At 71.9% G+C, this 24,524-nt stretch carries 21 protein-coding genes and 1 pseudogene; 7 read left to right on the top strand and 15 right to left on the bottom strand.

The annotated features are described in order from the left end of the window. Window positions 1-7 precede the first annotated feature (7 nt). Window positions 8-1,018 carry a polyprenyl synthetase family protein gene (locus tag FNQ90_RS00505; RefSeq protein ID WP_182604419.1) on the bottom strand — a complete coding sequence of 337 codons (1,011 nt, stop codon included), beginning with the start codon at window positions 1,016-1,018 and terminating at the stop codon, window positions 8-10. A 134-nt stretch (window positions 1,019-1,152) separates the two neighbouring features. Between FNQ90_RS00505 and fahA the strand changes: the two genes are divergently transcribed. The 3 genes from fahA to FNQ90_RS00490 all read left to right on the top strand — a co-directional run bounded on the left by fahA (window position 1,153) and on the right by FNQ90_RS00490 (window position 3,987). Continuing rightward, on the top strand, window positions 1,153-2,415 hold the full coding sequence (fahA, locus tag FNQ90_RS00500; RefSeq protein WP_182604418.1) for a fumarylacetoacetase: 1,263 nt from the start codon (window positions 1,153-1,155) through the stop codon (window positions 2,413-2,415). A gap of 242 nt (window positions 2,416-2,657) precedes the next feature. Next, complete coding sequence (locus tag FNQ90_RS00495) at window positions 2,658-3,257, top strand: hypothetical protein (protein WP_182604417.1); 600 nt, start codon at window positions 2,658-2,660, stop codon at window positions 3,255-3,257. Window positions 3,258-3,405: 148 nt separating this feature from the next. Next, window positions 3,406-3,987 carry a hypothetical protein gene (locus FNQ90_RS00490; protein ID WP_182604416.1) on the top strand — a complete coding sequence of 194 codons (582 nt, stop codon included), beginning with the start codon at window positions 3,406-3,408 and terminating at the stop codon, window positions 3,985-3,987. Between the two features lie 116 nt (window positions 3,988-4,103). Here FNQ90_RS00490 and nuoN read toward each other — a convergent pair whose 3' ends face one another. The 14 genes from nuoN to FNQ90_RS00420 form a co-directional block, all read right to left on the bottom strand. Continuing rightward, window positions 4,104-5,753: an NADH-quinone oxidoreductase subunit NuoN gene (gene nuoN, locus FNQ90_RS00485; RefSeq protein ID WP_182604422.1), complete on the bottom strand. Its 1,650-nt coding sequence runs from the start codon at window positions 5,751-5,753 to the stop codon at window positions 4,104-4,106. A 5-nt stretch (window positions 5,754-5,758) separates the two neighbouring features. Next, a complete protein-coding gene (locus FNQ90_RS00480) occupies window positions 5,759-7,360 on the bottom strand; it encodes an NADH-quinone oxidoreductase subunit M (RefSeq protein WP_182604415.1) in 1,602 nt (533 codons plus the stop codon). 3 nt (window positions 7,361-7,363) lie between these two features. Then, window positions 7,364-9,265, bottom strand: coding sequence for an NADH-quinone oxidoreductase subunit L (nuoL, locus tag FNQ90_RS00475; protein ID WP_143616606.1), 1,902 nt, complete (start codon window positions 9,263-9,265; stop codon window positions 7,364-7,366). 13 nt (window positions 9,266-9,278) lie between these two features. After that, window positions 9,279-9,578 carry an NADH-quinone oxidoreductase subunit NuoK gene (gene nuoK, locus FNQ90_RS00470; protein ID WP_143616608.1) on the bottom strand — a complete coding sequence of 100 codons (300 nt, stop codon included), beginning with the start codon at window positions 9,576-9,578 and terminating at the stop codon, window positions 9,279-9,281. After that, window positions 9,575-10,525, bottom strand: a complete 951-nt coding sequence (locus FNQ90_RS00465) for an NADH-quinone oxidoreductase subunit J (RefSeq protein ID WP_182604421.1) — start codon at window positions 10,523-10,525, stop codon at window positions 9,575-9,577. The genes nuoK and FNQ90_RS00465 overlap by 4 nt, the downstream gene beginning before the upstream one ends. A 5-nt stretch (window positions 10,526-10,530) precedes the next feature. Next, the gene (gene nuoI / locus FNQ90_RS00460; protein ID WP_143616610.1) at window positions 10,531-11,187 is read right to left on the bottom strand and encodes an NADH-quinone oxidoreductase subunit NuoI; all 657 of its coding nucleotides are present in this window, start codon (window positions 11,185-11,187) and stop codon (window positions 10,531-10,533) included. Continuing rightward, the gene (nuoH, locus tag FNQ90_RS00455) at window positions 11,180-12,604 is read right to left on the bottom strand and encodes an NADH-quinone oxidoreductase subunit NuoH (protein ID WP_182604414.1); all 1,425 of its coding nucleotides are present in this window, start codon (window positions 12,602-12,604) and stop codon (window positions 11,180-11,182) included. Before nuoH ends, nuoI begins: the two co-directional genes overlap by 8 nt. Then, window positions 12,601-15,141 carry an NADH-quinone oxidoreductase subunit G gene (locus FNQ90_RS00450; RefSeq protein ID WP_182604413.1) on the bottom strand — a complete coding sequence of 847 codons (2,541 nt, stop codon included), beginning with the start codon at window positions 15,139-15,141 and terminating at the stop codon, window positions 12,601-12,603. The genes nuoH and FNQ90_RS00450 overlap by 4 nt, the downstream gene beginning before the upstream one ends. Beyond that, window positions 15,138-16,604, bottom strand: coding sequence for an NADH-quinone oxidoreductase subunit NuoF (gene nuoF, locus FNQ90_RS00445; RefSeq protein WP_182604412.1), 1,467 nt, complete (start codon window positions 16,602-16,604; stop codon window positions 15,138-15,140). Before nuoF ends, FNQ90_RS00450 begins: the two co-directional genes overlap by 4 nt. Next, window positions 16,601-17,317, bottom strand: coding sequence for an NADH-quinone oxidoreductase subunit NuoE (gene nuoE / locus FNQ90_RS00440; protein WP_182604420.1), 717 nt, complete (start codon window positions 17,315-17,317; stop codon window positions 16,601-16,603). The genes nuoF and nuoE overlap by 4 nt, the downstream gene beginning before the upstream one ends. Window positions 17,318-17,367: 50 nt before the next feature. Then, the gene (locus FNQ90_RS00435; RefSeq protein WP_143616618.1) at window positions 17,368-18,729 is read right to left on the bottom strand and encodes an NADH-quinone oxidoreductase subunit D; all 1,362 of its coding nucleotides are present in this window, start codon (window positions 18,727-18,729) and stop codon (window positions 17,368-17,370) included. After that, a complete protein-coding gene (locus FNQ90_RS00430; protein WP_182604411.1) occupies window positions 18,729-19,481 on the bottom strand; it encodes an NADH-quinone oxidoreductase subunit C in 753 nt (250 codons plus the stop codon). The genes FNQ90_RS00435 and FNQ90_RS00430 overlap by 1 nt, the downstream gene beginning before the upstream one ends. Next, complete coding sequence (locus FNQ90_RS00425; RefSeq protein ID WP_182604410.1) at window positions 19,478-20,032, bottom strand: NuoB/complex I 20 kDa subunit family protein; 555 nt, start codon at window positions 20,030-20,032, stop codon at window positions 19,478-19,480. Before FNQ90_RS00425 ends, FNQ90_RS00430 begins: the two co-directional genes overlap by 4 nt. A 165-nt stretch (window positions 20,033-20,197) precedes the next feature. Continuing rightward, window positions 20,198-20,557 (bottom strand): NADH-quinone oxidoreductase subunit A, encoded by a 360-nt coding sequence (locus FNQ90_RS00420; RefSeq protein WP_143618141.1) that lies wholly within the window; start codon window positions 20,555-20,557, stop codon window positions 20,198-20,200. Between the two features lie 371 nt (window positions 20,558-20,928). Here FNQ90_RS00420 and FNQ90_RS00415 point away from each other — a divergent pair, with 371 nt between their 5' ends. The 4 genes and pseudogenes from FNQ90_RS00415 to FNQ90_RS00400 all read left to right on the top strand — a co-directional run. Then, window positions 20,929-21,717, top strand: a complete 789-nt coding sequence (locus FNQ90_RS00415) for a TSUP family transporter (protein WP_182604409.1) — start codon at window positions 20,929-20,931, stop codon at window positions 21,715-21,717. 71 nt (window positions 21,718-21,788) lie between these two features. Further along, window positions 21,789-22,358 carry a PspA-associated protein PspAB gene (gene pspAB, locus FNQ90_RS00410; RefSeq protein WP_182604408.1) on the top strand — a complete coding sequence of 190 codons (570 nt, stop codon included), beginning with the start codon at window positions 21,789-21,791 and terminating at the stop codon, window positions 22,356-22,358. 184 nt (window positions 22,359-22,542) lie between these two features. Continuing rightward, on the top strand, window positions 22,543-23,445 hold the full coding sequence (gene htpX / locus FNQ90_RS00405) for a zinc metalloprotease HtpX (protein ID WP_143618136.1): 903 nt from the start codon (window positions 22,543-22,545) through the stop codon (window positions 23,443-23,445). 657 nt (window positions 23,446-24,102) lie between these two features. Further along, window positions 24,103-24,524 (top strand): annotated as a pseudogene (locus tag FNQ90_RS00400) (hypothetical protein); the annotation flags it as partial.

Here is a 24,524-nt window from a genome sequence, read left to right as displayed (position 1 = left end):
ACAGGACTCAGGAGGTGCGGTCCACCACGGCGTCGCACAGCGAGGCGAGGGCCGTTCGGGCCGGCACGTCCGGGAGGTCGGCGAGGCTCTCGCGGGCCAGTTCGGCCTGGCGGCGGGTGTCCTCGCGGGCCCGGGCGAGCGCCGGGTTGGTCCGCATCCCGGCCAGGGCCTCGGCGAGCCGGGCGTCGTCGGTGAGGTCGCCCTCGACCAGTTCCAGCAGCCGCCGGTCGTCCTCCGAGCCCCCGGCGAGCGCGCGCTCGCGCAGCCGCAGCACCGGCAGCGTGGGGATGCCCTCCCGCAGGTCGGTGCCGGGGGTCTTGCCCGATTCACGGGCCTCGCCGGCGATGTCCAGGACGTCGTCGGCGAGTTGGAAGGCGACGCCGATCCGCTCCCCGAACTCGGTGAGATCGGCGACGATCCGGGGGTCGGCCCCCGACATCAGGGAGCCGAAGCGGCCGGAGACGGCGATCAGCGAGCCGGTCTTGCCGGCGATGACCCGCAGGTGGTGCTCGATCGGGTCCTCGCCGGGGCGGGGGCCGGTGGTCTCCTGGATCTGGCCGGTGACCAGACGCTCGAACGCCTCGGCCTGGATGCGCACGGCCTCCGGCCCCAGGCCCGCGACGATCGCCGAGGCCCGGGAGAAGAGGAAGTCGCCGGTGAGGACGGCCACCGAGTTGTCCCAGCGGGTGTTGGCGCTGGGCACGCCGCGCCGGACCTCGGCCTCGTCCATGACGTCGTCGTGGTAGAGGGTCGCCAGGTGGGTCAGCTCGACCACGACGGCGGCCGGGACCACCCCGGGGGCATTCGCGTCCGCGAATTGCGCGGAGAGCACCACCAGCAGGGGACGAAACCGCTTGCCGCCGGCCCGCACCAGGTGCTGGGCGGCCTTGGTGATGAACGGGACATCGCTCTCGGTGGCCTCGATCAGGCCCTCCTCGACCGCCGCCAGACCGGCCCGGACATCGGCTTCAAGGGCCTTGTCCCGCACGCTCGCCCCGAAGGGCCCCACGACGGTCACGAGCCACTCTCCTGTCTGCGCTGCGAATGTCCTCGGCAGCGTAACCGGTCGGAAGTCGATCACCACCGGCGCGTACCCCCGACATCCTCTTCGACGGTGCTCCTGCGGGAGCACCCGGGACTACTCTGCCTCCCATGTCTGAAGCGAGCACGACCGAGCCGACCGCGGACGACCTCTTCGGTCCGGACAATCTTCCCTACGGCGTGTACACCACCCCGGACGCGCCCGAAAGGCCACGAATCGGCGTTCGTCTCGGCGACCGGGTCCTGGACGCGGGCGCCGCCATCCGTCTCCTGAACCTTCTGGAGGCCCCCGAGGCCGCCCTGCTGACCGCCCCCTCCCTCGATCCGCTGCTCGCCGCCGGGCGCCCGGCGTGGAGCCGGGTGCGGGCCGCGCTGCGCACGGCGGTGACCGACCCCGACCGGACGGCCCGGATCGAGGAGGCCGGCCTGCTGCACCCCCTGACGGGGGTGACCATGCACCTGCCCTTCACCGTCGCCGACTACGTCGACTTCTACTCCAGCGAACACCACGCCTCCAACGTCGGCCGGCTCTTCCGGCCCGACGGCGACCCGCTCACCCCCAACTGGAAGCACCTGCCGATCGGCTACCACGGCCGCGCCGGCACCGTCGTGGTCTCCGGCACCCCGGTGGTGCGCCCCAGCGGCCAGCGACGCCCGCCGGGCGCGGAGGAGCCGCTCTTCGGCCCCTCCGGGCGCCTGGACATCGAGGCGGAGGTGGGCTTCGTCGTCGGCGTGCCCTCCCGGCTCGGGGAGACGGTGCCGATGAGCGGGTTCCGGGACCACGTCTTCGGCCTGTGCCTGCTCAACGACTGGTCGGCCCGGGACGTGCAGGCGTGGGAGTACGTGCCACTGGGTCCCTTCCTGGGGAAGTCCTTCGCCACCTCCGTCGCGGCGTGGATCACACCGCTGGAGGCCCTGGAGGAGGCCCGCACGGCCCCGCCGGAGCGCACCCATCCCCTGCTCCCCTACCTGGACGACACCGCCGGGGACGCGTCCTCCCCGGGGGACGGCCCCGGGTACGGGTACGACCTGCGGATCACCGTCCGACTCAACGGTGAGACCATCGCCGAGCCGCCGTTCTCCGCGATGTACTGGACCGCCGCCCAGCAGCTGGCCCACCTGACCGTGAACGGCGCCTCGCTGCGCACCGGTGACCTGTACGCCTCGGGCACCGTCTCCGGTCCGGAGCCGCACCAGCTCGGCTGCCTGCTGGAGCTGACCCGCAACGGTCGGGACCCGATCGGGGGCGGCTTCGGGAAGCGGACCTTCCTGGAGGACGGCGACGAGGTGACACTGACCGCCTGGGCGCCCGGGCCCGGCGGCGCCCGGATCGGGCTGGGCGAGGTGACCGGTCGGATCGAGCCGGCGCGCTGAGCCGTTCCCCGAAGCCCCGGGGCGGGGCGCGCCCCGCCCCGGGGACCGGCCCGGAACCGCGGAAACGGCGGAAACGGCGCCCGGGCCGGCGGGATCGGCACGGTGATGTCCCGGGTCGGTCACCGTCACCCCCCGGTGTCACGGGGAACCGCTAGCGTGGGCGCGTCCGGCGACGCCGGAGAAACCACGCGGCACCCCGGGAGGTGCCGCGGCATCGTGTGACATCACCGAGGGGGACCCCCATGCACAGGTCGGTACGGCTCGCGGCACCCGCCGCGGCGGCGGTCGCGGCGCTCCTGCTGAGCGGCTGCGCGGGTGACGGCGGGAACGACGCCGCCGCGGCGGAGACCGGATCCGACGGGGACGAGGCCACGGCGCAGCCGCGGGACGAGGGCGCCGAGGAGGCCGACGAACCGGCCGGGGACGACGCGCCGGGGGGTTCGGGCGAAGCTCCCCCGGCGGAGTACGAGGCCGTCTGGATGACCGCGGAACCCCCCACCCAGACCCTCTCCATCGTGGACGGCGAGGCTCTGCTCCAGGGCGACGAGGACGCCACGCTCTGCGTCGGCCCGGCCCGGATGGCGGGGGGCGGGGTGGCGCTGGCGCTGGTGTGCACCGACCCGGAGACCGGCGTGCCGGACGAGGAGCGCGCCGGCCTGGCCTCGGTGAACGGCGACACCCTGAGCGTGCGCTGGGAATCCCGCGGGACCGTCGAGTACGCCAAGGCGCTGGACCTCTCCGGCACGACGCCGCCCCCCGGCCTCGACTTCGGCGACATGGACCTCGGGGACCTGGACCTCGGGGACCTCGGCGCGGAGTTCGAGATCGACTCCGAGGGCTGATCCCCCCGCTCGTGAACGTTCCGGCCGGCTCCGGTGAGGACCGGCGGGAGACCTCGAACGACCCCTGGCCGGTTCGGTCGGGGGTCGTTACCGTGCGGTTGCGTTGGCAAAGGGGCGGCGGGCGGACACGAGAACCGAGGAGACCCGGATGGCCGGCACACCACACGAGACCCGTTCCCGGACGAGGAGGATCATCGGGAGGCCGGGGCTCCTTCCCGTCCTCGCCCTTATGGTGGGCCTGTGCGCCGCCTGCGGCGGCGACGGCGGCACCGGGGCCGACGGCGGCACCGGGAGCGCCCCCGACGCCGCCGGGACCCCGTCGGCCGAGGGCGGGGACGCCCCGGCCGAGGAAGCCGAGCCCGGGGAGACCGGCGATCCCGGTGACGCCGCCGGGGAGGGCTCACCGGACCCGGCGGCGCCCGCGCTCCCCGACGGCCTGTGGATCGACCCCGAGGCCCAGGGCCGCACGCTCACCGTGACCGAGGGGGGCGCCACCGTCACCTACTCCGCCGGGGACCCACCGACCGGTTGCTGGGGCCGGCCCGCCCCCGCCGGGGGCGGGGCGGACGGGGTCGTGGTCGTGGAGTTCACCTGCCTGGCCGGCGACGGCACGGGCGATGGCTCCCCCGCGCAGGAGGACTGGTCCGCTCTCCTGCGGCTCTCCGGCGACGACATGGTGGTGGAGTGGGAGGACCGGGGCACCGAGACCCTCGTCCCCGACCCCTCCTGAACCGGTCCCGGCCCGGAGCCGGGGCCCCGCCCGGAGCCGGGGCCCCGCCCGGAGCCGGAAAGGCCCCCGGGGCCGCCCGTGAGGGGCGGCCCCGGGGGCCGTGGGGCGGAACCGGCTCAGCGGAAGGCGAAGACCGCCGCCTGCTGCGCCAGGTCCAGGAAGTACTGCGGCGCGATGCCCAGCACCAGCGTGACCACGGCGGCCAGCCCGACCACCGAGGTGGTCATCGGGCTCGGGATGACCACCGAGGGGCCGCTCTCCTGCGGGTCGCTGAAGAACATCAGCACGATCACCCGGATGTAGAAGAACGCCGCCACCGCCGAGGCCAGGACACCGACGATGACCAGACCGATCGCGCCCGACTCGGCCGCCGCCCGGAAGACCGCGAACTTCCCGGTGAAACCGGAGGTCAGCGGGATGCCCGCGAAGGCCAGCAGGAACAGCGAGAAGACCCCGGCCAGCAGCGGCGAACGCCGCCCCAGCCCGGCCCACTTCGACAGGTGGGTGGCCTCCCCGCCCGCGTCCCGCACCAACGTGACCACGGCGAAGGCGCCCAGCGTCACGAAGGAGTAGGCCGCCAGGTAGAACAGCACCGAGGAGACGCCGTCCTCACTGACCGCCAGCACGCCGGTGAGGATGAAGCCGGCGTGGGCGATCGAGGAGTAGGCCAGCAGGCGCTTGACGTCGGTCTGGGTGATGGCGATGACCGCGCCGGCCACCATCGAGGCGATGGCCACGCCCCACAGCACCGGCTCCCAGTCCCACCGCATGCCCGGCAGCACCACGTACAGCAGGCGCAGCAGGGCACCGAAGGCGGCGACCTTGGTGGCGGCGGCCATGAAGCCGGTGACCGGCGTGGGCGCGCCCTGGTAGACGTCCGGGGTCCACATGTGGAACGGCACCGCGCCGACCTTGAACAGCAGACCCATCATCAGCAGCGCCCCACCGATGAGCAGGTAGACGTCGTTGCCCATGGTGGAGGCCAGACCGGCGTCCAGCGCGGCGGGGGAACCGGCGACGACGTCGGCGATGCCGGCGTAGTCGAGGGTGCCGGCGTAGCCGTAGAGCAGGGCGATGCCGAACAGCAGGAACGCCGAGGCGAAGGCGCCCAGCAGGAAGTACTTCACCGCGGCCTCCTGCGACAGCAGCCGCCGGCGGCGGGCCAGGGCGCAGAGCAGGTACAGCGGCAGCGAGAAGACCTCGAGGGCGATGAACAGGACCAGCAGGTCGTTGGCGGCGGGGAAGATCAGCATGCCGCCGAGGGCGAAGAGCAGCAGCGGGAAGATCTCGGTGGTGGTGCGGCCCGCCTTCACCGCCTCCCGCTCCGCCGGTCCGCCGGGGACGGCGGCGGCCTGGGCGGTGAAGGAGTCCACCGCGCGGCCGTGTTCGGCGGGTTCCAGTCGCCGTTCGGCGAAGAGGAACAACGAGACCAGGCCGACCAGCAGCAGCACGCCCTGGAGGAACAGCGTGGGGCCGTCCACCGCGATCGAGCCCATGCCGGCGATCTCCGCCCGCGTGGTCGCGTAGCCGCTCGCCGCCAGGCCCACCACGGCCGCGAAGGCGGCGGCGATGCCGAGGACGGAGAGCAGCAGTTGCGTGAGGTACCGACCGCGCTGCGGGGCGAACGCCTCGACCAGGATGCCGATGGCGGCCGCGCCGAGCACGATCAGGGTCGGGGAGAGCGCCACCCACTCGATCTGCGGCGCCTCCAGCCGTTCCTGCGCCTGCGTCAGCAGGGCGGGTGCGGCGGTGTAGGGGTGGATCACCGGGCTCACGGGCGGGCCTCCACTTCAGGGGCGGGGTCCTCCACCCCGACGTCCGACAGGGTGTGCTCGACCGCCGGGTCGACGATGTCGGTCAACGGCTTGGGGAAGACGCCGAGGAAGAGCACCAGCGCGATCAGCGGTCCGACCACGGCCAGTTCGCGGGGCCGCAGGTCGGGCATCCGCTCCAGGTCGGGGCGGGTCGGGCCGGTCATGGTGCGCTGGTAGAGGATCAGCACGTAGAGCGCGGCGAGCACGATGCCGGCGCAGGCGATGATCCCGGCGACCGGGTAGCGGCTGTAGGTGCCGACCAGGACGAGGAACTCGCTGACGAACGGTCCGGTGCCCGGCAGGGAGAGCGTCGCCAGCCCGCCGACCAGGAAGGTACCGGCCAGCACCGGCGCGGTCTTCTGCACCCCGCCGTAGTCGGCGATGAGCCGGGAGCCGCGGCGGGAGATCAGGAAGCCCGCGACCAGCATCAGGGCGGCGGTGGCGATGCCGTGGTTGACCATGTAGAGGGTGGCACCGCTCTGGCCCTGTCCGGTCATCGCGAAGATGCCGAGCACGATGAAGCCGAAGTGGCTGATCGAGGCGTAGGCGATCAGCCGCTTCATGTCCCGCTGGCCCAGGGCCAGCAGGGCGCCGTAGATGATCGACACCAGGGCCAGCGCCAGCACCACGGGGGTGGCCCAGACGCTCGCCTCGGGGAAGAGACCCAGGCAGAAGCGCAGCATCGCGAAGGTGCCCACCTTGTCGACCACGGCGGTGATCAGGACGGCCACCGGGGCGGTGGACTCGCCCATGGCGTTGGGCAGCCAGGTGTGCAGCGGCCACAGCGGCGCCTTGATCGCGAAGGCGAGGAAGAAGCCGAGGAACAGCAGGCGTTCGGTGTTCTGCGCGAAGGTCAGCTCACCGGTGGCGCGCGCCTCGGTGATGGCCTGGAGGGAGAAGGTGCCGCCGCCCTCCAGCTGGCCGGCGGTGACGGCGTACAGGCCGACCACGGCCGCCAGCATGACCAGACCGCCGGCGAGGTTGTAGAGCAGGAACTTCACCGCGGCGTAGGTGCGCTGCTTGGACTGTCGTTCCTCGCCGTGCTCGCCGGCACGGTCCCCGAAGCCCCCGATGAGGAAGTACATCGGGATGAGCATGGCCTCGAAGAAGATGTAGAAGAGGAAGATGTCGGTGGCGGCGAAGGACATGATGACCATCGCCTGCACCATGAGGATCAGGGCGAAGAAGCCCTGGGTGGGGCGCCACCGGCGGTCGGCGGGCGTCTCGCCCTCCCGCGGGTCGGCGTCGTTCCAGCCGGCCCCGATGAGGAAGGGCACGATGACGGCGGTGAGCGCGATCATCGCGACGCCGATGCCGTCCACGCCCAGTTCGTAGCGGACCCCGAAGGCCGGGATCCAGGCGTGGGACTCGGTCAACTGGTAGCGGTCGCCACCCGGTTGGAAGTTGAGCAGGACCGCCGTCGCCAGGGCGAGGGTGCCCAGGGAGAACAGCAGGGCCAGCCACTTGGCCGCCTCGCGGCGGGCGGCGGGCACCGCCGCGGTGGCCACCGCGCCGATCGCGGGCAGCACGACGGTGGCCGTCAACAGGGGAAATGACATATCTCAGACCGCCCTCATCAGCAGGGTCACGGCGATCAGGAGCGCCGCACCGCCGAACATCGAGACCGCGTAGGAGCGGGCGTAGCCGTTCTGCACCCGACGCAGCCGGCCCGACAGTCCGCCGAAGGCGGCGGCGGTGCCGTTGACCACCCCGTCCACCAGTTTGTGGTCGACGTAGACCAGGCCCCGGGTGAGGTAGTTGCCCGGCAGGACGAACGCCGCGTGGTTGAAGTCGTCCTGCAGCAGGTCGCGGCGGGCGGCCCGGGTGACCCACCGGCCGGTGGGCGCGTGGTCCGGGACCGGACGGCGGCCGTACTGGAGCCAGGCGATGGCCACGCCGATGAGCATCACGGTGGTGGCGGCGATCGAGACCGTCAGGTGGCTGACGGGCGAGTCGCCCTCCGCGATGCCGGTGACCGGCGAGAGCCAGTCCACGAAGGCGTGGTTGAGGTTGAACAGGAAGCCGGCGAAGACCGAGCCGACGGCCAGCACGATCATCGGGATCGTCATGGTGCGCGGCGACTCGTGCGGGTGCGGCTCGTTGCCGGCGGCGTCCGGCTGCCAGCGCTTCTCGCCGAAGAAGGTGAGGATCATGATGCGGGTCATGTAGTACGCGGTCAGGCCCGCGCCCAGCAGGGTGACCCCGCCCAGGATCCAGCCCTGGGCCCCGCCCCGCCCGAAGGCGGCGTAGATGATCTCGTCCTTGGAGAAGAAGCCCGACAGGTACGGGAAGCCGATGATGGCCAGGTAGCCGAGGCCGAAGGTGACGAAGGTGACCGGCATGTACCGCCGCAGGCCGCCGTAGCGGCGCATGTCCACCTCGTCGTTCATGCCGTGCATGACGGATCCGGCGCCGAGGAACAGCCCGGCCTTGAAGAAGCCGTGGGTGACCAGGTGCATGATCGCGAAGACGAAGCCGATCGGGCCGAGCCCGGCGGCCAGCATCATGTAGCCGATCTGCGACATGGTCGAGCCGGCCAGCGCCTTCTTGATGTCGTCCTTGGCGCATCCGACGATCGCCCCGAAGATCAGGGTGACGGCGCCGACCACGATGACGGCGGTCTGCGCGTCGGGGGCGGCCTCGAAGATCGCGCCGGAGCGGACGATCAGGTAGACGCCGGCGGTGACCATGGTGGCGGCGTGGATGAGGGCGGAGACCGGGGTCGGGCCCTCCATCGCGTCGCCCAGCCAGGACTGCAACGGCACCTGGGCCGACTTGCCGCAGGCGGCGAGCAGCAGCATCAGGCCGATGAGGGTCATGGTGGTCTCGGTCGCGCCGCCCTCGGCCGCGGCCGGCAGGACCTCGCCGAAGGCGAAGGTGCCGAAGGTGGTGAACATGACCAGGATGGCGATGGCCAGGCCGATGTCACCGACCCGGTTGACCACGAACGCCTTCTTCGCGGCGGTGGCCGCGCTCGGCTTGTGCTGCCAGAAGCCGATCAGCAGGAAGGAGGCCAGGCCCACGCCCTCCCAGCCGACGTACAGCAGGAGGTAGTTGTCGGCGAGGACCAGCAGCAGCATCGCCGCCAGGAAGAGGTTCAGGTAGCCGAAGAAGCGGCGGCGGCGCTCGTCGTGCTCCATGTACCCGACCGAGTACAGGTGGATGAGCGTGCCGACGCTGGTGATCAACAGCACGAAGGTCATCGACAGCTGGTCCAGCCGGAAGGCGATGTCCGCCTGGAAGCCGCCGACCGGGATCCAGCTGTACAGGTGCTGGGTGAGGGTGCGATCGCCCGCGTCCCGACCCAGCAGGTCGGCGAAGAGCACGACCGCGACCGCGAAGGATGTCGCGGCCAGGGCGGTGCCGATCCAGTGGCCGACGCGGTCCAGGCGCCGGCCGCCGAGCAACAGCACCGCGGCGCCGAGCAAGGGCGGCGCGAGGAGCAGTCCGATCAGTGACTCCACAGGTCCAATCCCCTCACAGCTTCATCAGACTGGCGTCGTCGACCGAGGCCGAGTGCCGGGAGCGGTAGAGCATGACGATGATCGCCAGGCCGACGACGACCTCGGCCGCGGCGACGACCATGACGAAGAACGCCATGATCTGGCCGTCGAGGTTGCCGTGCATGCGGGAGAAGGCGACGAGCGCCAGGTTCCCGGCGTTGAGCATCAGCTCCACGCACATGAAGACCACGATGGCGTTGCGCCGCACCAGGACGCCGCAGGCGCCGATGGTGAACAGCAGCGCGGCCAGGTGGAGATAGTTCTCGGGGCTCACCGACGGGCCTCCTCGCCTGCCGCGTCCGGACCGTTGTCCCTGCCGTTGTCGCGCTCGGCGCGCTCGGCGTCGTGGGCGCGCTCGTCGCCGGCACCGGTGGTGGTGTCGGCGGGGGCGGCGTCACCGGCCCGCCGGGGCGGGGTGACGGTGACGGCGCGTCCCTGGTACTCGGCCGTCCGGCGCTCGATCGCCGCCAGGTCGGCCAGCGCCTGCTCGTGCACCTCGCGGACCTGACCGCGCTCCCGCAGCGTGGGGTTGACGGACAGGTCCGAGGGGCGGCCGTCCGGCAGCAGGCCGGGGATGTCCACCGCGTTGTGCCGGGCGTACACGCCGGGGGCGGGCAGCGGCGGCAGCTGCTCGCCGGAGCGCACCCGCTCCTCGGCCTGCTCGCGCTGGCTCTTGTTGCGCTCGATGCGCTCGCGGTGGGTCAGCAGGGTGGCGCCCACCGCGGCGATGGTCAGCAGCACGCCGGTCACCTCGAAGGCGACCACGTACCGGGTGAACAGCAGGCTCGCCAGGCCCTGCACGTTGCCGTTGGCGTTGGCCTCGGCGAGCCCGGTGAAGGAGCCGACCGACGCCTGGCCGATGCCCGCGATCAGCAGGATGCCCAGGCCCAGGCCGCAGGCGGCGGCCAGCAGCCGTTGGCCCTTGAGCGTCTCCTTCAGGGAGTCCGCCGCGCTCACGCCGACCAGCATCAGCACGAACAGGAAGAGCATCATGACCGCGCCGGTGTAGACGACGATCTGCACGACGCCCAGGAAGTAGGCGCCGTTGGCCAGGTAGAACAGGGCCAGGATGATCATCGTCCCGGCCAGGCACAGCGCGGAGTGCACCGCGCGGCGCATCAGCACCGTGCCCAGGCCGCCGGCGACGGCGATCGGGGCCAGGATCCAGAACTGTGCCGCCTCGCCACCGGAGGTGGTGGTCTCCGCGGCGAGGGCGGTCAGCGTGCTCACGACCGCACCTCCGTGCCGCTCGCGTCGTTCGCCGTGCCGATCGGGTTCGCGGTGCCGGAGTCGTCGCTCGCGGTCCCCGCGGGGGGAGCGTCGGCCGGGCCGGTCTCCCCCTTGGAGAAGGCGACCTGACGCTCGGTGCCCTCGGCCGCCGCACGGACCTCGCCCCGGTAGTACGACTGCTCGTCGGCGCCCGGGTACATGGCGTGCGGTGCCTCGACCATCCCGTCGGTCAGTCCGGCGAGCAGCTCCTCCTTGGTGAAGATGAGCGACTCGCGGCTGCGGTCGGCCAGCTCGTACTCGTTGGTCATGGTCAGCGCGCGGGTGGGGCACGCCTCCACGCACAGGCCGCACAGGATGCAGCGCAGGTAGTTGATCTGGTAGACGCGGCCGTACCGCTCACCGGGCGAGTAGCGCTCCTCCTCGGTGTTGTCGGCGCCCTCGACGTAGATGGCGTCGGCCGGGCAGGCCCAGGCGCACAGCTCGCAGCCGATGCACTTCTCCAGCCCGTCCGGGTGGCGGTTGAGCTGGTGGCGTCCGTGGAAGCGGGGCGCGGTGGGCTTCTTCTGCTCGGGGTACTGCTCGGTGAGGCGCCGCTTGAACATCGCCTTGAAGGTGACCCCGAACCCGGCCACCGGGTTCTCGAACTCAGGCATCGTTCCCCTCCTTCCGTGAAGTCGTGTCGTCGGTCGGGCCGTCGGTGCCGCCGTCGGCGGACCCGTCGGACCCCTCGGTGCCGGCGGGGACCGACGCGGGCTCCCGCTCGGTGCGGGGGCCGCGGGCGGGCCGGCGCGGCACCGGCGGCAGGCTCTGGCCGGGCAGCGGTGGAACGGGGTAGCCCCCGGCCATCGGATCGAACTCCGCCTCCTCGGCCCCCTCCTCCTCCCGTCCGCGCTCGGCGCGGTCCCGGGTCAGGTCCACCAGGAAGGAGACGATCAGCAGCACCACCATGCCGCCGAGCACCCAGAAGATGATGTCGCCGAGGGTGCGACCCTCCAGCTGGAGCGCCCGCACGGTGGCGACGAGCATCAGCCAGACCAGCGCGACCGGGATGAGGACCTTCCAGCCCAGCGCCATGAACTGGTCGTAGCGCACCCGGGGCAGGGTGCCGCGCAGCCAGACGAAGACGAAGAGCACGCCCAGCAACTTGACGACGAACCACAGGATGGGCCACCAACCGGAGTTGGCCCCCTCCCACCAGGTGCTGATCGGCGCCGGGGCCCGCCAGCCGCCCAGGAAGATCGTCACCATCAGGGCGGAGACGGTGACCATGTGGATGTACTCCGCGAGCATGAACATCGCGAACTTGATCGAGGAGTACTCGGTGTTGAAGCCGCCCACGAGGTCGCCCTCGGACTCGGGCATGTCGAACGGGGCCCGGTGCGCCTCGCCGACCATCGACACCAGGTAGATGAGGAAGGACACCGGCAGGATGACCACGAACCAGCGGTCGGCCTGCGCGCCGACGATGCCCGAGGTGGACATCGTCCCGGAGTACAGGAAGACGGCCGCGAAGGACAGGCCCATCGCGACCTCGTAGGAGATGATCTGCGCGGTCGCCCGCACCCCGCCCAGCAGCGGGTAGGTCGAGCCGGAGGACCAACCGGCCAGGACCGTGCCGTAGGCCGCGATCGCCGAGGTGGCCAGCACGTACAGCAGTGCCACCGGCAGGTCCGTCAGCTGCAGGACGGTCTCGGTGCCGAAGATCGTCACCGGGTCGTCGGCGGGCCCGAAGGGGATCACCGCGAAGGCCATGAAGGCGGGGATCACCGCCAGGATCGGCGCCAGGATGTAGACGGGCTTGTCGGCCGCCTTGACGACGATGTCCTCCTTGAGCATCAGCTTGATGCCGTCGGCCAGGGACTGGAGCATCCCCCACGGGCCGTGGCGGTTGGGGCCGATGCGCAGCTGCATCCAGGCGACCACCTTGCGCTCCATCACGATGGAGATCAGCACGGTGCCCATGAGGAACGCGAAGACGCAGACCGCCTTGAGCAGGATCAGCCAGAACGGATCCGTGCCGAACATCGACAGGTCGGCCTCCTGCGCGAGCACGGCGTCGGCGCTCGTCATGCGTCCCCTCCCTTCTCGGTGACGGAAGCGGTGACGGAGGCGGTGACGGGCGCCTCCGGTGCCGGGGCCAGGCGCACGGTGTCGCCGGGCACGGCCCCCAGGTCGCGGTGGACCCCGCGCCCCACGGAGTTGAGCGGCAGCCAGACCACGCCGTCGGGCATCCCGGGCGTGACCGCCAGCGGCATCCGGACCCCGCCGGCCGGGCCGGTGACCTCGACCCGGCCGCCGTCGGCCAGGTCGCACTCCCCGGCGGTGGCGGGCGAGACCCGGGCGGGCGCGTCGTGCCGGGTGGCGGCCAGCGCCTCGTCGCCCTCCTGGAGTCGGCCGCGGTCCAGCAGCATCCGGTGACCGGCCAGGACCGCCTCACCGGCGCGCGGCCGGGGCAGCTCGGTGGGGCGGGCGGTCGGACCGACCGGCAGCTCGCCGCCCCACTCCTCGAACCGGTCCAGCTCGCGGCGGGCGGCGGCGACATCCGGCAGACCCAGCGGCACGTCCAGCGCGTCGGCCAGCATGTGCAGGGCCCGAAGGTCGGGCTGGACCTGGCGGCGGGTCATCTGGTCGGGCTTGATCGCCGGCTCGAAGGGACGCAGACGTCCCTCCCAGTTGAGGAAGGAACCGCCCTTCTCCACGACGGCCGCCACCGGCAGCACCACGTGTGCCCGCTCGGTGACCTCCGAGGGCCGCTGCTCCAGGCTGACCAGGAAGCCCTCGTCGCGCATCCGGTCCAGGGCGGCGAGCGCGCGGGCCGGGTCGGGCAGATCGTCGACCTCCACCCCACCGACCACCAGCGCCGCCAGGCGCCCGGCGGCGGCGGCCTCCAGGATGCCGGAGGTGTCGCGACCGGGACCGGAGGGCAGGTCGGCGGGGTCCACGCCCCAGACACCGGCCACCTCCAGGCGGGCGCGCGGATCGCCCTCGGGCCGGCCGCCGGGCAGCAGCCCGGGCAGCGCGCCGACCTCCAGCGCGCCGCGCTCGCCGGCCCGGCGGGGGATCCACACCAGGCGGGCGCCGGTCGCGGCGGCCGCCGCGACGGCGGCTGTGTACCCGCCGGGCACGGTCGCCAGCCGCTCACCGACCACGATCACCGCGCCGTCGGCGCGCAGCGCGGTGCCCGCGCCGTGGCCGTCCTCCTCGCGGGCGATGGCCTCCAGCCAGTCGGGCTCGGTGCCGGGGGCGGCGGGCAGCAGGGCGCCGCCGGTCTTGGTCAGGCCCCGGGTGGCGTGGGTGGCGATCGAGTACACCCTCAGGCCGTGCCTGCGCATGCCCTTGCGCAGTCGCAGGAAGACACCGGGGGCCTCCTCCTCGGCCTCGAAGCCGACCAGCAGCACCGCCGGGGCGTGTTCCAGGGAGGTGTGGGTGACCGAGTCGGCGCCCGGTCGGCCGCCCGCCACGTGCGCGGCGAGGAAGGCGGCCTCCTCCGCGCCGTGCGGGCGGGCCCGGAAGTCGATGTCGGCGCTGCGCAGGGCGAGGCGGGTGAACTTCGCCCAGGCGTAGGCGTCCTCGACGGTGAGCCGGCCGCCGGGCAGCGCGCCGGCGCCGGCGCCGGCCACCGCGGCGGCCAGTCCGCGGGCGGCGGTGTCCAGCGCCTCCGGCCAACTCGCCGCGGTCAGCTCACCGGTCTCCGGGTCGCGGACCAGGGGGGTGGTGAGCCGGTCGGGCCGCTGCGCGTAGCGGAAGCCGAAGCGGCCCTTGTCGCACATCCACTCCTCGTTGACCCGGGGGTCCTCGGCCGCCAGGCGGCGCATGACCTTGCCGCGTCGGTGGTCGGTGCGGGTGGCGCAACCGCTCGAGCAGTGCTCGCACACGCTCGGCGAGGAGATCAGGTCGAAGGGGCGGGAGCGGAAGCGGTAGGCGGCCGAGGTGAGCGCGCCCACGGGGCAGATCTGGATGGTGTTGCCGGAGAAGTAGGAGGCGAACGGCTCGTCCTCGCCGGTGCCCACCTGCTGGAGCGCGCCGCGCTCCAGCAGTTCGATCATCGGGTCGCCGGCGACCTGGTTGGAGAAGCGGGTGCAGCGCGCGCACAGCACGCAGCGCTCGCGGTCCAGCAGCACCTGGGCGGAGATCGGCACCGGCTTGGGGAAGGTGCGCTTGACGCCCTCGAACCGGGACTCGGCGTTGCCGTGGCTCATCGCCTGGTTCTGCAGGGGGCACTCGCCGCCCTTGTCGCAGACCGGGCAGTCCAGCGGGTGGTTGATGAGCAGCAGCTCCATCACACCCTTCTGGGCCTTCTCGGCGACCGGCGAGGTGAGCTGGGTGCGCACCACCATGCCGTCGGTGCAGGCGATGGTGCACGAGGCCATCGGCTTGCGCTGGCCCTCCACCTCGACGATGCACTGCCGGCAGGCGCCGACCGGGTCGAGGAGGGGGTGGTCGCAGAACCGGGGGATCTCGATGCCGATCTGTTCGGCGGCGCGGATCACCAGGGTCCCCGTGGGGACGGAGATCTCGATGCCGTCGATGGTGAGGGTCACCAGATCCTCGGGCGGGGTCCCGGCCCCGTCGCCGCCGCGGGCGGAGGCGTCGGTGGTGACAGTCATGCGTTCACCTCCAGGTGGGCGGAGCCGTCGGAACGGCCGGCGGGGTCGACGGTGGAGTCGGCCCAGACGGTGGAGAGGGCCGGGTCGAAGGGACAGCCGCCGCCGGTGACGTGCCGTTCGTACTCCTCGCGGAAGTACTTCAGGGAGGAGAAGATGGGGCTGGCGGCGCCGTCGCCCAGCGCGCAGAACGACTTGCCGTTGATGTTGTCGGCGATGTCGTTGAGCTTGTCGAGGTCCTCCATCGAGCCCTTGCCGGCCTCGATGTCGCGCAGCAGCTGCACCAGCCAGAAGGTGCCCTCCCGGCAGGGGGTGCACTTGCCGCAGGACTCGTGGGCGTAGAACTCGGTCCAGCGGGTGACCGCGCGCACCACGCAGGTGGTGTCGTCGAAGCACTGCAGTGCCTTGGTGCCGAGCATCGACCCGGCGTCGGCGACACCCTCGTAGTCCAGCGGCACGTCGAGGTGCTCGGCGGTCAGCAGCGGGGTGGAGGAGCCACCGGGGGTCCAGAACTTCAGGGTGCGGCCGGGCCGCATCCCGCCGGTGAGGTCCAGCAGTTGGCGCAGCGTGATGCCGAGCGGGCCCTCGTACTGGCCGGGCCGGGCGACGTGCCCGGAGAGCGAGTAGAGGGTGAAGCCGGGCGACTTCTCGCTGCCCATGGAGCGGAACCACTCCTTGCCGCGGGCCAGGATGGGCGGCACCGAGGCGATGGACTCCACGTTGTTGACCACGGTCGGGCAGGCGTAGAGGCCGGCGACCGCGGGGAAGGGCGGGCGCAGCCGGGGCTGACCGCGGCGTCCCTCCAGGGAGTCCAGCAGCGCGGTCTCCTCGCCGCAGATGTACGCGCCGGCGCCGGCGTGCACGGTGAGCTCCAGGTCCCTGCCCGGACCCAGCGCGTCCTTGCCGAGGTAGCCGGCCCGGTACGCCTCGGCGACGGCGTGGTGCAGCCGGCGCAGCACCGGCACGGTCTCGCCGCGCAGGTAGATGAAGGCGTGCTCGCTGCGGATCGCGTGACAGGCGATCACGATGCCCTCGATGAGCGAGTGCGGGTTGGCGAACAGCAGCGGGATGTCCTTGCAGGTGCCCGGCTCGGACTCGTCGGCGTTGACGACGAGGTAGTGCGGCTTGTCGTCGCCCTGCGGGATGAACTGCCACTTCATGCCGGTGGGGAAGCCGGCGCCGCCGCGACCGCGCAGTCCGGCGTCCTTGACCAGGGCGATGACGTCGTCCGGCGCCATGTCCAGGGCGACGCGCAGACCCCGGTAACCGCCGGCGCGGCGGTAGGACTCCAGGGTCCAGGGGGCCTCGTGGTCCCAGATGTCGGAGAGGACGGGGGCGAGGATCTGCTCGGCGAGCTTGCGGGTGCCCTCGGCCGCCCGGGCGCCGCCGCCCTTCCCGCCACCGGTTCCGTGGCCCTTGCCGTTTCCGCTGCCGTCGCGCGGCGCGGGGGTGATCGCGGGGGTCATCGGCGCTTCTCCTCCCGGCCGGCGTCCCCGGCGGGGGACTCGGGGGCACCGGCACCGACCTCGCGGGCGATCTCCAGTCCGGCCAGGGTGGCGGGGCCGGCCGCGCCGGAGGCGGCGACGGCGTCGGGGCGTTCGTCGGGGAAACCGGCCAGGATGCGGGCGGCGCCCCGGAAGTCGGTCAGCGGGGCGCCCCGGGTGGGGATCACCTCGCGGCCGGCCCGCAGGTCGTCCACCAGCTTCTTGGCGGACTCGATGGTCTGGTTGTCGAAGAACTCCCAGTTGACCATCACCACGGGGGCGTAGTCGCAGGCCGCGTTGCACTCGATGTGCTCCAGCGTGACCTTGCCGTCCCCGGTGGTGCCGCCGTTGTCCACCTCCAGGTGCTCCCGGAGGGCGGCGAAGATGGCGTCGCCGCCGAGCACCGCGCACAGGGTGTTGGTGCACACCCCGACCTGGTGCTCGCCCGACGGCTTGCGCCGGTACATGGTGTAGAAGGTGGCCACCGCGGTGACCTCGGCGGGGGTCAGGTCCAGCATCTCGGCGCAGAAGCGCATGCCGGTGGCGGAGACCCAGCCCTCCTCCGCCTGCACGAGGTGCAGCATCGGCAGCAGCGCGGAGCGGCTGTCGGGGTAGCGGGAGATGAGCTCCCTGGCGTCCGTCTCCAGGCGCTCGCGAACCTCCGCGGGGAAGTCGGGGGCGGGCAGCTGGGGCATGCCCAGCGCCACCGGGGTCCCACCGGACTCCGCGGCCCGTGTCGCATCGGTCATCGGTCGACGCCTCCCATCACGGGGTCGATGGAGGCCACCGCGACGATGACGTCGGCGATCTGGCCGCCCTCGCACATCGCCGCCACGGCCTCGAGGTTGGTGAAGGAGGGGTCCCGGAAGTGGACCCGGTAGGGGCGGGTGCCGCCGTCGCTGACCATGTGCACGCCCAGCTCGCCCTTGGGGGACTCCACGGCGGTGTACACCTGGCCGGCAGGGACCCGGAAGCCCTCGGTCACCAGCTTGAAGTGGTGGATCAGGGCCTCCATGGAGGTGCCCATGATGGTACGGATGTGGTCCAGCGAGTTGCCCAGGCCGTCGGGGCCCAGGGCCAACTGCGCGGGCCAGGCGATCTTCTTGTCCGCGACCATCACCGGGCCGGGCTCCAGCCGCTCGATGCACTGCTCGATGATCCGCAGCGACTGCCGCATCTCCTCCAGGCGCAGCAGGAAGCGCCCGTAGGAGTCGCAGGTGTCGGTGGTCGGGACCTCGAAGTCGTAGGTCTCGTACCCGCAGTACGGGTCGGTCTTCCGCAGGTCGTGGGGCAGGCCGGCGGAGCGCAGGATCGGGCCGGTGACGCCCAGCGCCAGACAGCCGGCCAGGTCGAGGTGGCCGACGTCCTTCAGCCGGGCCTTGAAGACCGGGCTGCCGCTGCACAGCTTGTCGTACTCGACGAGGTTCTTCCGCATGGTGGCGATGAACTCGCGCAGCGCGTCGATGGTGCCGGGCGGCAGGTCCTGGGCGAGGCCGCCGGGGCGGATGAAGGCGTGGTTCATCCGCAGACCGGTGATCAGCTCGAAGAGGTCCAGGCACAGTTCGCGGTCCCGGAACCCGAAGATCATCACCGTGGTGGCGCCCAGCTCCATGCCGCCGGTGGCGATGGCCACCAGGTGGGAGGAGATCCGGTTCAGCTCCATGAGCAGGACCCGGATGACCTCCGCGCGGTCGGGGATGTCCTCGGTGATGCCGAGCAGCTTCTCCACGCCCATGCAGTACGCCACCTCGTTGAAGAAGGGCGTGAGGTAGTCCATGCGCGTGACGAAGGTGGTGCCCTGCGTCCAGTTCCGGTACTCGAGGTTCTTCTCGATGCCGGTGTGCAGGTAACCGATACCGCAGCGGGCCTCGGTGACGGTCTCGCCGTCGATCTCCAGGATCAGGCGCAGCACGCCGTGCGTGGAGGGGTGCTGCGGACCCATGTTGACGATGATCCGCTCGTCGTCCGCGCGGGAGGCGGCCTCCGCGACGCGGTCCCAGTCACCACCGGTGACGGTGTAGACCGTGCCCTCGGTGGTCTCCCGGGCACCCGCGGTGGCGGTGGGCGTGCCGGTCCCGGCGCCCTGCGATGTGGTGTCGTGGGACATCAGCTGTACGACCTCCGCTGGTCGGGTGCCGGGATCTGGGCGCCCTTGTACTCGACGGGGATGCCGCCGAGCGGGTAGTCCTTGCGCTGCGGGTGGCCCTGCCAGTCGTCGGGCATCATGATCCGGGTCAGCGCCGGGTGCCCGTCGAAGATCAGGCCGAAGAAGTCGTAGACCTCGCGCTCGTGCCAGTCGTTGGTCGGGTAGACGGTGACCACCGAGGGCACGTGCGGGTCGGCGTCGGGGGCGGAGGTCTCCACCCGGATCAGCCGGCCGTGGGTGAGCGAGCGCAGGTGGTGGACGGCGTGCAGCTCCCGACCGGTGTCGGCGGGGATGTGCACGCCGCTGACGCCGGTGCACAGTTCGAAGCGCAGCGCGGGGTCGTCCCGCAGGGTGCGGCAGACCGGCAGCAGGTGTTCGCGGGCGACGTGGAAGGTGAGTTCGCCCCGGTCCACGACGGTCTTCTCGATCACGACCGCCGGGTCCAGGCCCTGCTCCTCCAGTGCGCCCTCCAGTTCGTCGGCCACCTCGTCGAACCAGCCGCCGTAGGGGCGGGGGGTCGCGCCGGGGAGGCGGACGGTGCGGCGCAGGCCGCCGTAGCCGGAGGTGTCGCCGCCCTCCTGGCTGCCGAACATGCCGCGGCGCTCGGCGATGACCTCGCCGGTGTCGTCGCGTCGGCCGACCTCGCCGACGGGGTTCGCGTTCTCGACGGGCCCGGACGCGGAGCCGCCGCCCGGGGTGCTCGCCGCGCTCATCGCAGCAGCCCCTTCATCTCGATGGTGGGCAGCGCCTTGAGCGCCGCTTCCTCCGCCTCGCGGGCCGCCCGTTCGCGGTTGACGCCGAGCTTCTCGTCCTTGATCTTCTCGTGCAGCTTGATGATCGCGTCGAGGAGCATCTCGGGGCGGGGCGGGCAGCCGGGGAGGTAGATGTCCACCGGCACGATGTGATCGACGCCCTGCACGATCGAGTAGTTGTTGAACATGCCGCCGGAGGAGGCGCACACGCCCATGGAGATGACCCACTTGGGGTTGGGCATCTGGTCGTAGACCTGCCGCAGCACCGGGGCCATCTTCTGGCTGACCCGGCCGGCGACGATCATCAGGTCGGCCTGCCGGGGGGAGCCCCGGAAGACCTCCATGCCGAAGCGGGCCAGGTCGTAGCGACCGGCACCGGTGGTCATCATCTCGATGGCGCAGCAGGCCAGGCCGAAGGTGGCCGGGAAGACGGAGGACTTGCGGGCGAGTCCGGCCGCCTTCTCGACGGTGGTCAGCAGGAAACCGCTGGGCAGTTTCTCCTCAAGTCCCATCGGGGACACCTCCTTGTCGTCCCTGTGATCCCTCTGTGCCCCGCGGTCCCCGGGGTGTCGGGCTTTCGGGTCCTCGGTCCCGCGTCACGGTCGCGTCGATCATGCTTCCGCTTCGCGGTGGTCGGCCGGTGGTGCCGATCGGCCCCCGTACCGGCCCTGTTCGGATCAGTCCCATTCGAGCCCTCCCCGACGCCAGTCGTAGGCGTAGGCGACACCGATCAGACCGACGAAGATCAACATCTGCACCAGACCGAACATCCCGAGCGCGTCGAAGTGCACGGCCCACGGATAGAGGAAGACGATCTCGATGTCGAAGACGATGAAGAGCATGGCCGTCAGGTAGTACTTGACGGGGAAGCGCCCACCACCGGCCGGTTGCGGGGTCGGTTCGATTCCGCACTCGTAGGCGTCGAGCTTGGCCCGGTTGTAGCGCTTGGGGCCGATGACCGAGGCCATGATCACGGAGAAGACCGCGAAGGCCGCGCCGAGCGCGCCCAGCACGAGGATGGGAACGTACGCGTTCACCGCACCTCGCTCCTTCCAGTCGACGGCGACTGCCGGAAGATCACCGCTATGTGAGTCAGTTCACAAGCTTGGGCAGCATCCTATGCCCCGGTTCCTGTGATCTGCGACACGGGGTCACCGAGGAACTTTGTGATCTCCCCCACCTGACGAACGATCATGAAACATGACGGAAATCGATCTTCGACGGGAAGCCCCCGGGTCACCACGAAGCGTGACAAGTGAGGCTTTCGGAGTACCTGTCGGACACCGGGAAGGGCCCGGACCCCTACCAGTCAAGGGCCACCCGGGGCAAATTCGCGATCGCCACGGGGTCGTGCTAGTGCGAATAACGGTGTAGATAACATGCAGTTGGTGCGATTAGAGTTCCCGGCGTGCCCGAGATCACCGTGACCACCGTCGTCGTGCTGTGCGTGGCAGCCGCCCTCGCGGGCTGGGTCGACGCCGTGGTCGGCGGCGGGGGGCTGTTGCAAATCCCCGCCCTGCTCATCGCCTTTCCCAACCTCGCCCCCGCCACAGCCCTGGGCACCAACAAGGCCGTCGCGGTGGCCGGCACGGGCGTCGCCGCCGTCACCTACGCGCGTCGCCACCCGGTGGACGTCCGCCTCGCCCTGCGCCCGGGCGGACTGGCCCTCCTCGCCTCGGCCGGCGGCGCGATGTTCGCGAGTGCGGTGAGCGCGGAGTTCCTGCGGCCGCTGATCATGGTGCTGCTGCTCGCCGTCGCGACCTTCGTCGTCCTGCGCCCGAACTTCGGCACGCAGTACGTCGCCGGGGACCCGATCCCCACCACCCGCCGACGGATGGCGCTGGTCCTGCTGGTGGCCGGCGTCGGCATCGGCTTCTACGACGGCCTGCTGGGCCCCGGCACCGGCACCTTCCTGATCATCGCCCTGGTCGGTCTGCTCCACCTGTCGATGCTCACCGCGTCCGCCACCGCGAAGGTTGTGAACGTGGGCACGAACCTCGGTGCCCTGATCGTCTTCGGCAGCCAGGGGATGGTGCTGTGGAAGCTCGCCCTCGGGATGGCCGTCTTCAACATGCTCGGCGGCTGGATCGGCGCGCACATGGCGATCCGCCGGGGCTCCGGCTTCATCCGGATCGTCCTGCTGGTCGTCGTCACCGTCCTGGTCGGCCGCCTCGCGTGGGACCAGTGGCTCGCCTGAGCGGCTCCTTGCGGGAAGCCCTCCGGAAAGGAGTGGGGCGGTGGGCGGGGGCGGTGCCATAGGCTGCGGCCATGGGTTTCTGGGACGCACTGCTGGGACGGCGCAAGCCCGCCCAGCCCGACCTCGACCGGCTGTTCGCGCTCCCCTCGGCCGCCGTCACCCTGCAGGCCGGGGCGGGGTTCGCCCCCACCGGCACGGGATCGGTGTGCTTCGCCGGGGCCGAGGGCGGCGCCTTCGCCCGCCTGGAGGAGGAGGCCGAGCTGCTGCTGGGCGAGGCGGGGGTGGAGAAGGACTCCCACGGCTACACCTGGCTGCGCGCCCGCCACTCCCCCGACGACCTGCCCGCCCTGGTCAACGACCTGCACGCGGTCAACACCCATCTCCAGGACGCCGGCTTCGGTCCGCAGCTGCTCTGCTCGCTCGTGGCCTTCCGCGACGACGACGGCCGCTCGCTGGCCCTCGTCTACCTCTACAAGCGCGGCACCTTCTATCCCTTCGCCCCCGAGCCGGGCGGCGGGCAGCGGCGGAACAACGCGCTGGAACTGCAGACGCGGGCCCTGTTGGCGGGGGAGCTGCCCGTCGAGGAGGACCTCGGCCGCTGGTTCCCGGTCTGGGGCGCCCCCGGCCTGGATGCCGGCTGACACCCCTCATCGGCTTCCCGGTTCCCGGGGACCGATCGGGATCCTTCGGCCCGGGACGGGCACGCGATCCGGGCGGCGCCGACCGGTCCCGGTGAGGGGCCGAGCGGCACGCCACCGGAGCGGACCGGCCGACCCGCGCCCGCCCGGTCGGGGCAGTAGAGTCCGAAGGAGGAGGCGAGAGACGATGGCACGCACCAGGTACGCGCCCGACCGCGGCCTGACCGGCCGCATGGTCACCACCATGTTCCTCATCGGACTGCTCTACGTGGTCTTCATCGGGGTGCTTCTGGCGCTGTTCCAGGAAGCCTGGCCGATGGTGCTGCTGCTGGCGGGCGGTCTGTTCGTCGTGCAGTTCTGGTTCAGCGACCGGATCGCCGCCTACAGCATGGGGGCCCGCGAGGTCACCCCGCAGCAGGCACCGGAGCTGCACGCCACCGTGGACCGGCTGTGCGCGCTGGCCGACATGCCCAAGCCACGGGTGGCGATCGCCGACACCGACGTGCCCAACGCCTTCGCCACCGGGCGCAGCCAGGAGAAGGCACTGGTCTGCGCCACGACGGGGCTGCTGCGCCGGTTGGAGCCGGAGGAGTTGGAGGGCGTGCTCGCGCACGAGTTGTCGCACGTCGCCCACCGCGACGTGGCGGTCATGACCTTCGCCTCGTTCCTCGGCGTGCTGGCCGGCACCATGACCCGCTTCGCCCTGTGGGGCGGGGTGTCCCGCGCCGGGGGGCGGAACCAGAACACCGCGATCCTCTTCGTGCTGATCCCGCTGATCAGCGCGCTCGTGTACGTGCTGAGCTTCCTGCTGACCCGGCTGCTGTCGCGGTACCGGGAGCTGTCGGCCGACCGGGGCGCGGCGCTGCTGACCGGCAAGCCCTCCGCGCTGGCCTCCGCCCTGACCAAGGTGACCGGTGACATGGCCCGCATCCCCACCCGGGACCTGCGGCAGAGCGAGGCGTTCAACGCCTTCTTCTTCGCCCCCGCCTTCTCCAAGCACTCGCTGAGCAGTCTGCTGGCCTCGCACCCGCCGCTGGAGCGGCGGCTGGAGCAGTTGGCGCGGATCTCCCGGGAGCTGGGCCGGCCCTGAGCCCCCTTCCCCACCGTCCCGACCACGCGGCCGCCCCAAAGAGGGCGGCCGCTTCGCGTGGCGGCCGGGAACAGCGCAGCCGAACGCACTTCGCACCTTTCGCGAGAATCGAGATTTTTGCGCCATTCATCTCACTCATGCGTTTTCGGCATTAACGGCACTTCCGCGGGACGGAAACACCCCTTGAGCTTTTTGCCTCCCGGGGTGCACTCCCCCATTCACCGGAAGGGGCCGATTCACGTCTTTCATCCCGAATCATGCCCTCCGGTCAACCCTTTTCGCCGCCCGCGCGTCCCACTCCCGGGTGATCGTCACACCGCTTCGCCGGGGTGAGGTATCCCACGTCCCCGACGGCGCGTCGGATACCGCCGTTGCCGGGGGCGCGGCGCCGTGCTACGCCGATTCTTATTCGTCGCATAACGGACAACGGCCTGCCCACCACCCCGACGGGACACCCGGCTTCCCCACTCCTCGTACGCCCTACGGAAGACATTCCGGACTTTTCCTCCCGGGCATTCGGGACCTGTGGCGCATTCCACGAATGTTGAGAGCCGTTACCGGTTCTTGATACGGCTGACTGCCATGTCATCGATCCGTACCACCGGCCGCCATCGCAAGCCCCGTCGGTCCCGTGCCGCGGGGCTCCTCCGCGGTGGCGTGCTGACCGGCGTGCTGGGCACCGTGGCCGTCACCTCGACCTCCGCGTCCGCCACCGAGCGGCCCGCCGACAATCCCGCCGAGACCACCGGGGAGATTCCCGCCCTCGGCTCCGTGATCACCTCCACCTCCGCCCGGGCGAGCGAGGCCACCGAGGACTACGTCGCCCGCGTCCACCTGCGCGAGGCCCGCGACCTGGCCGTCATCCGTGCCCAGCGGGCCGCCGAGCGGCAGCGCGCCGCCGATGAGGCCGCCGCCGCGGAGGCCGCCGAGGCCGAGGCCCGCCGTGTGGCGGAGGCCGAGGAGCGCCGGGCCGCAGAGGCGGAGGCCGCCGCGGCCTCGCGTGCCGCCGAGCGCACCGACCTCGGCACCGCCTCCGCGTCCGCCCCCTCCGAGGAGACCGCGACCGCGCAGAGCACCCC

Source organism: Streptomyces alkaliphilus, assembly GCF_014141535.1.
Lineage (GTDB): Bacteria > Actinomycetota > Actinomycetes > Streptomycetales > Streptomycetaceae > Streptomyces > Streptomyces alkaliphilus.
The sequence above is the reverse complement of the archived record's forward strand: the minus strand, read 5'-3'. Positions and strand labels throughout refer to the sequence as shown.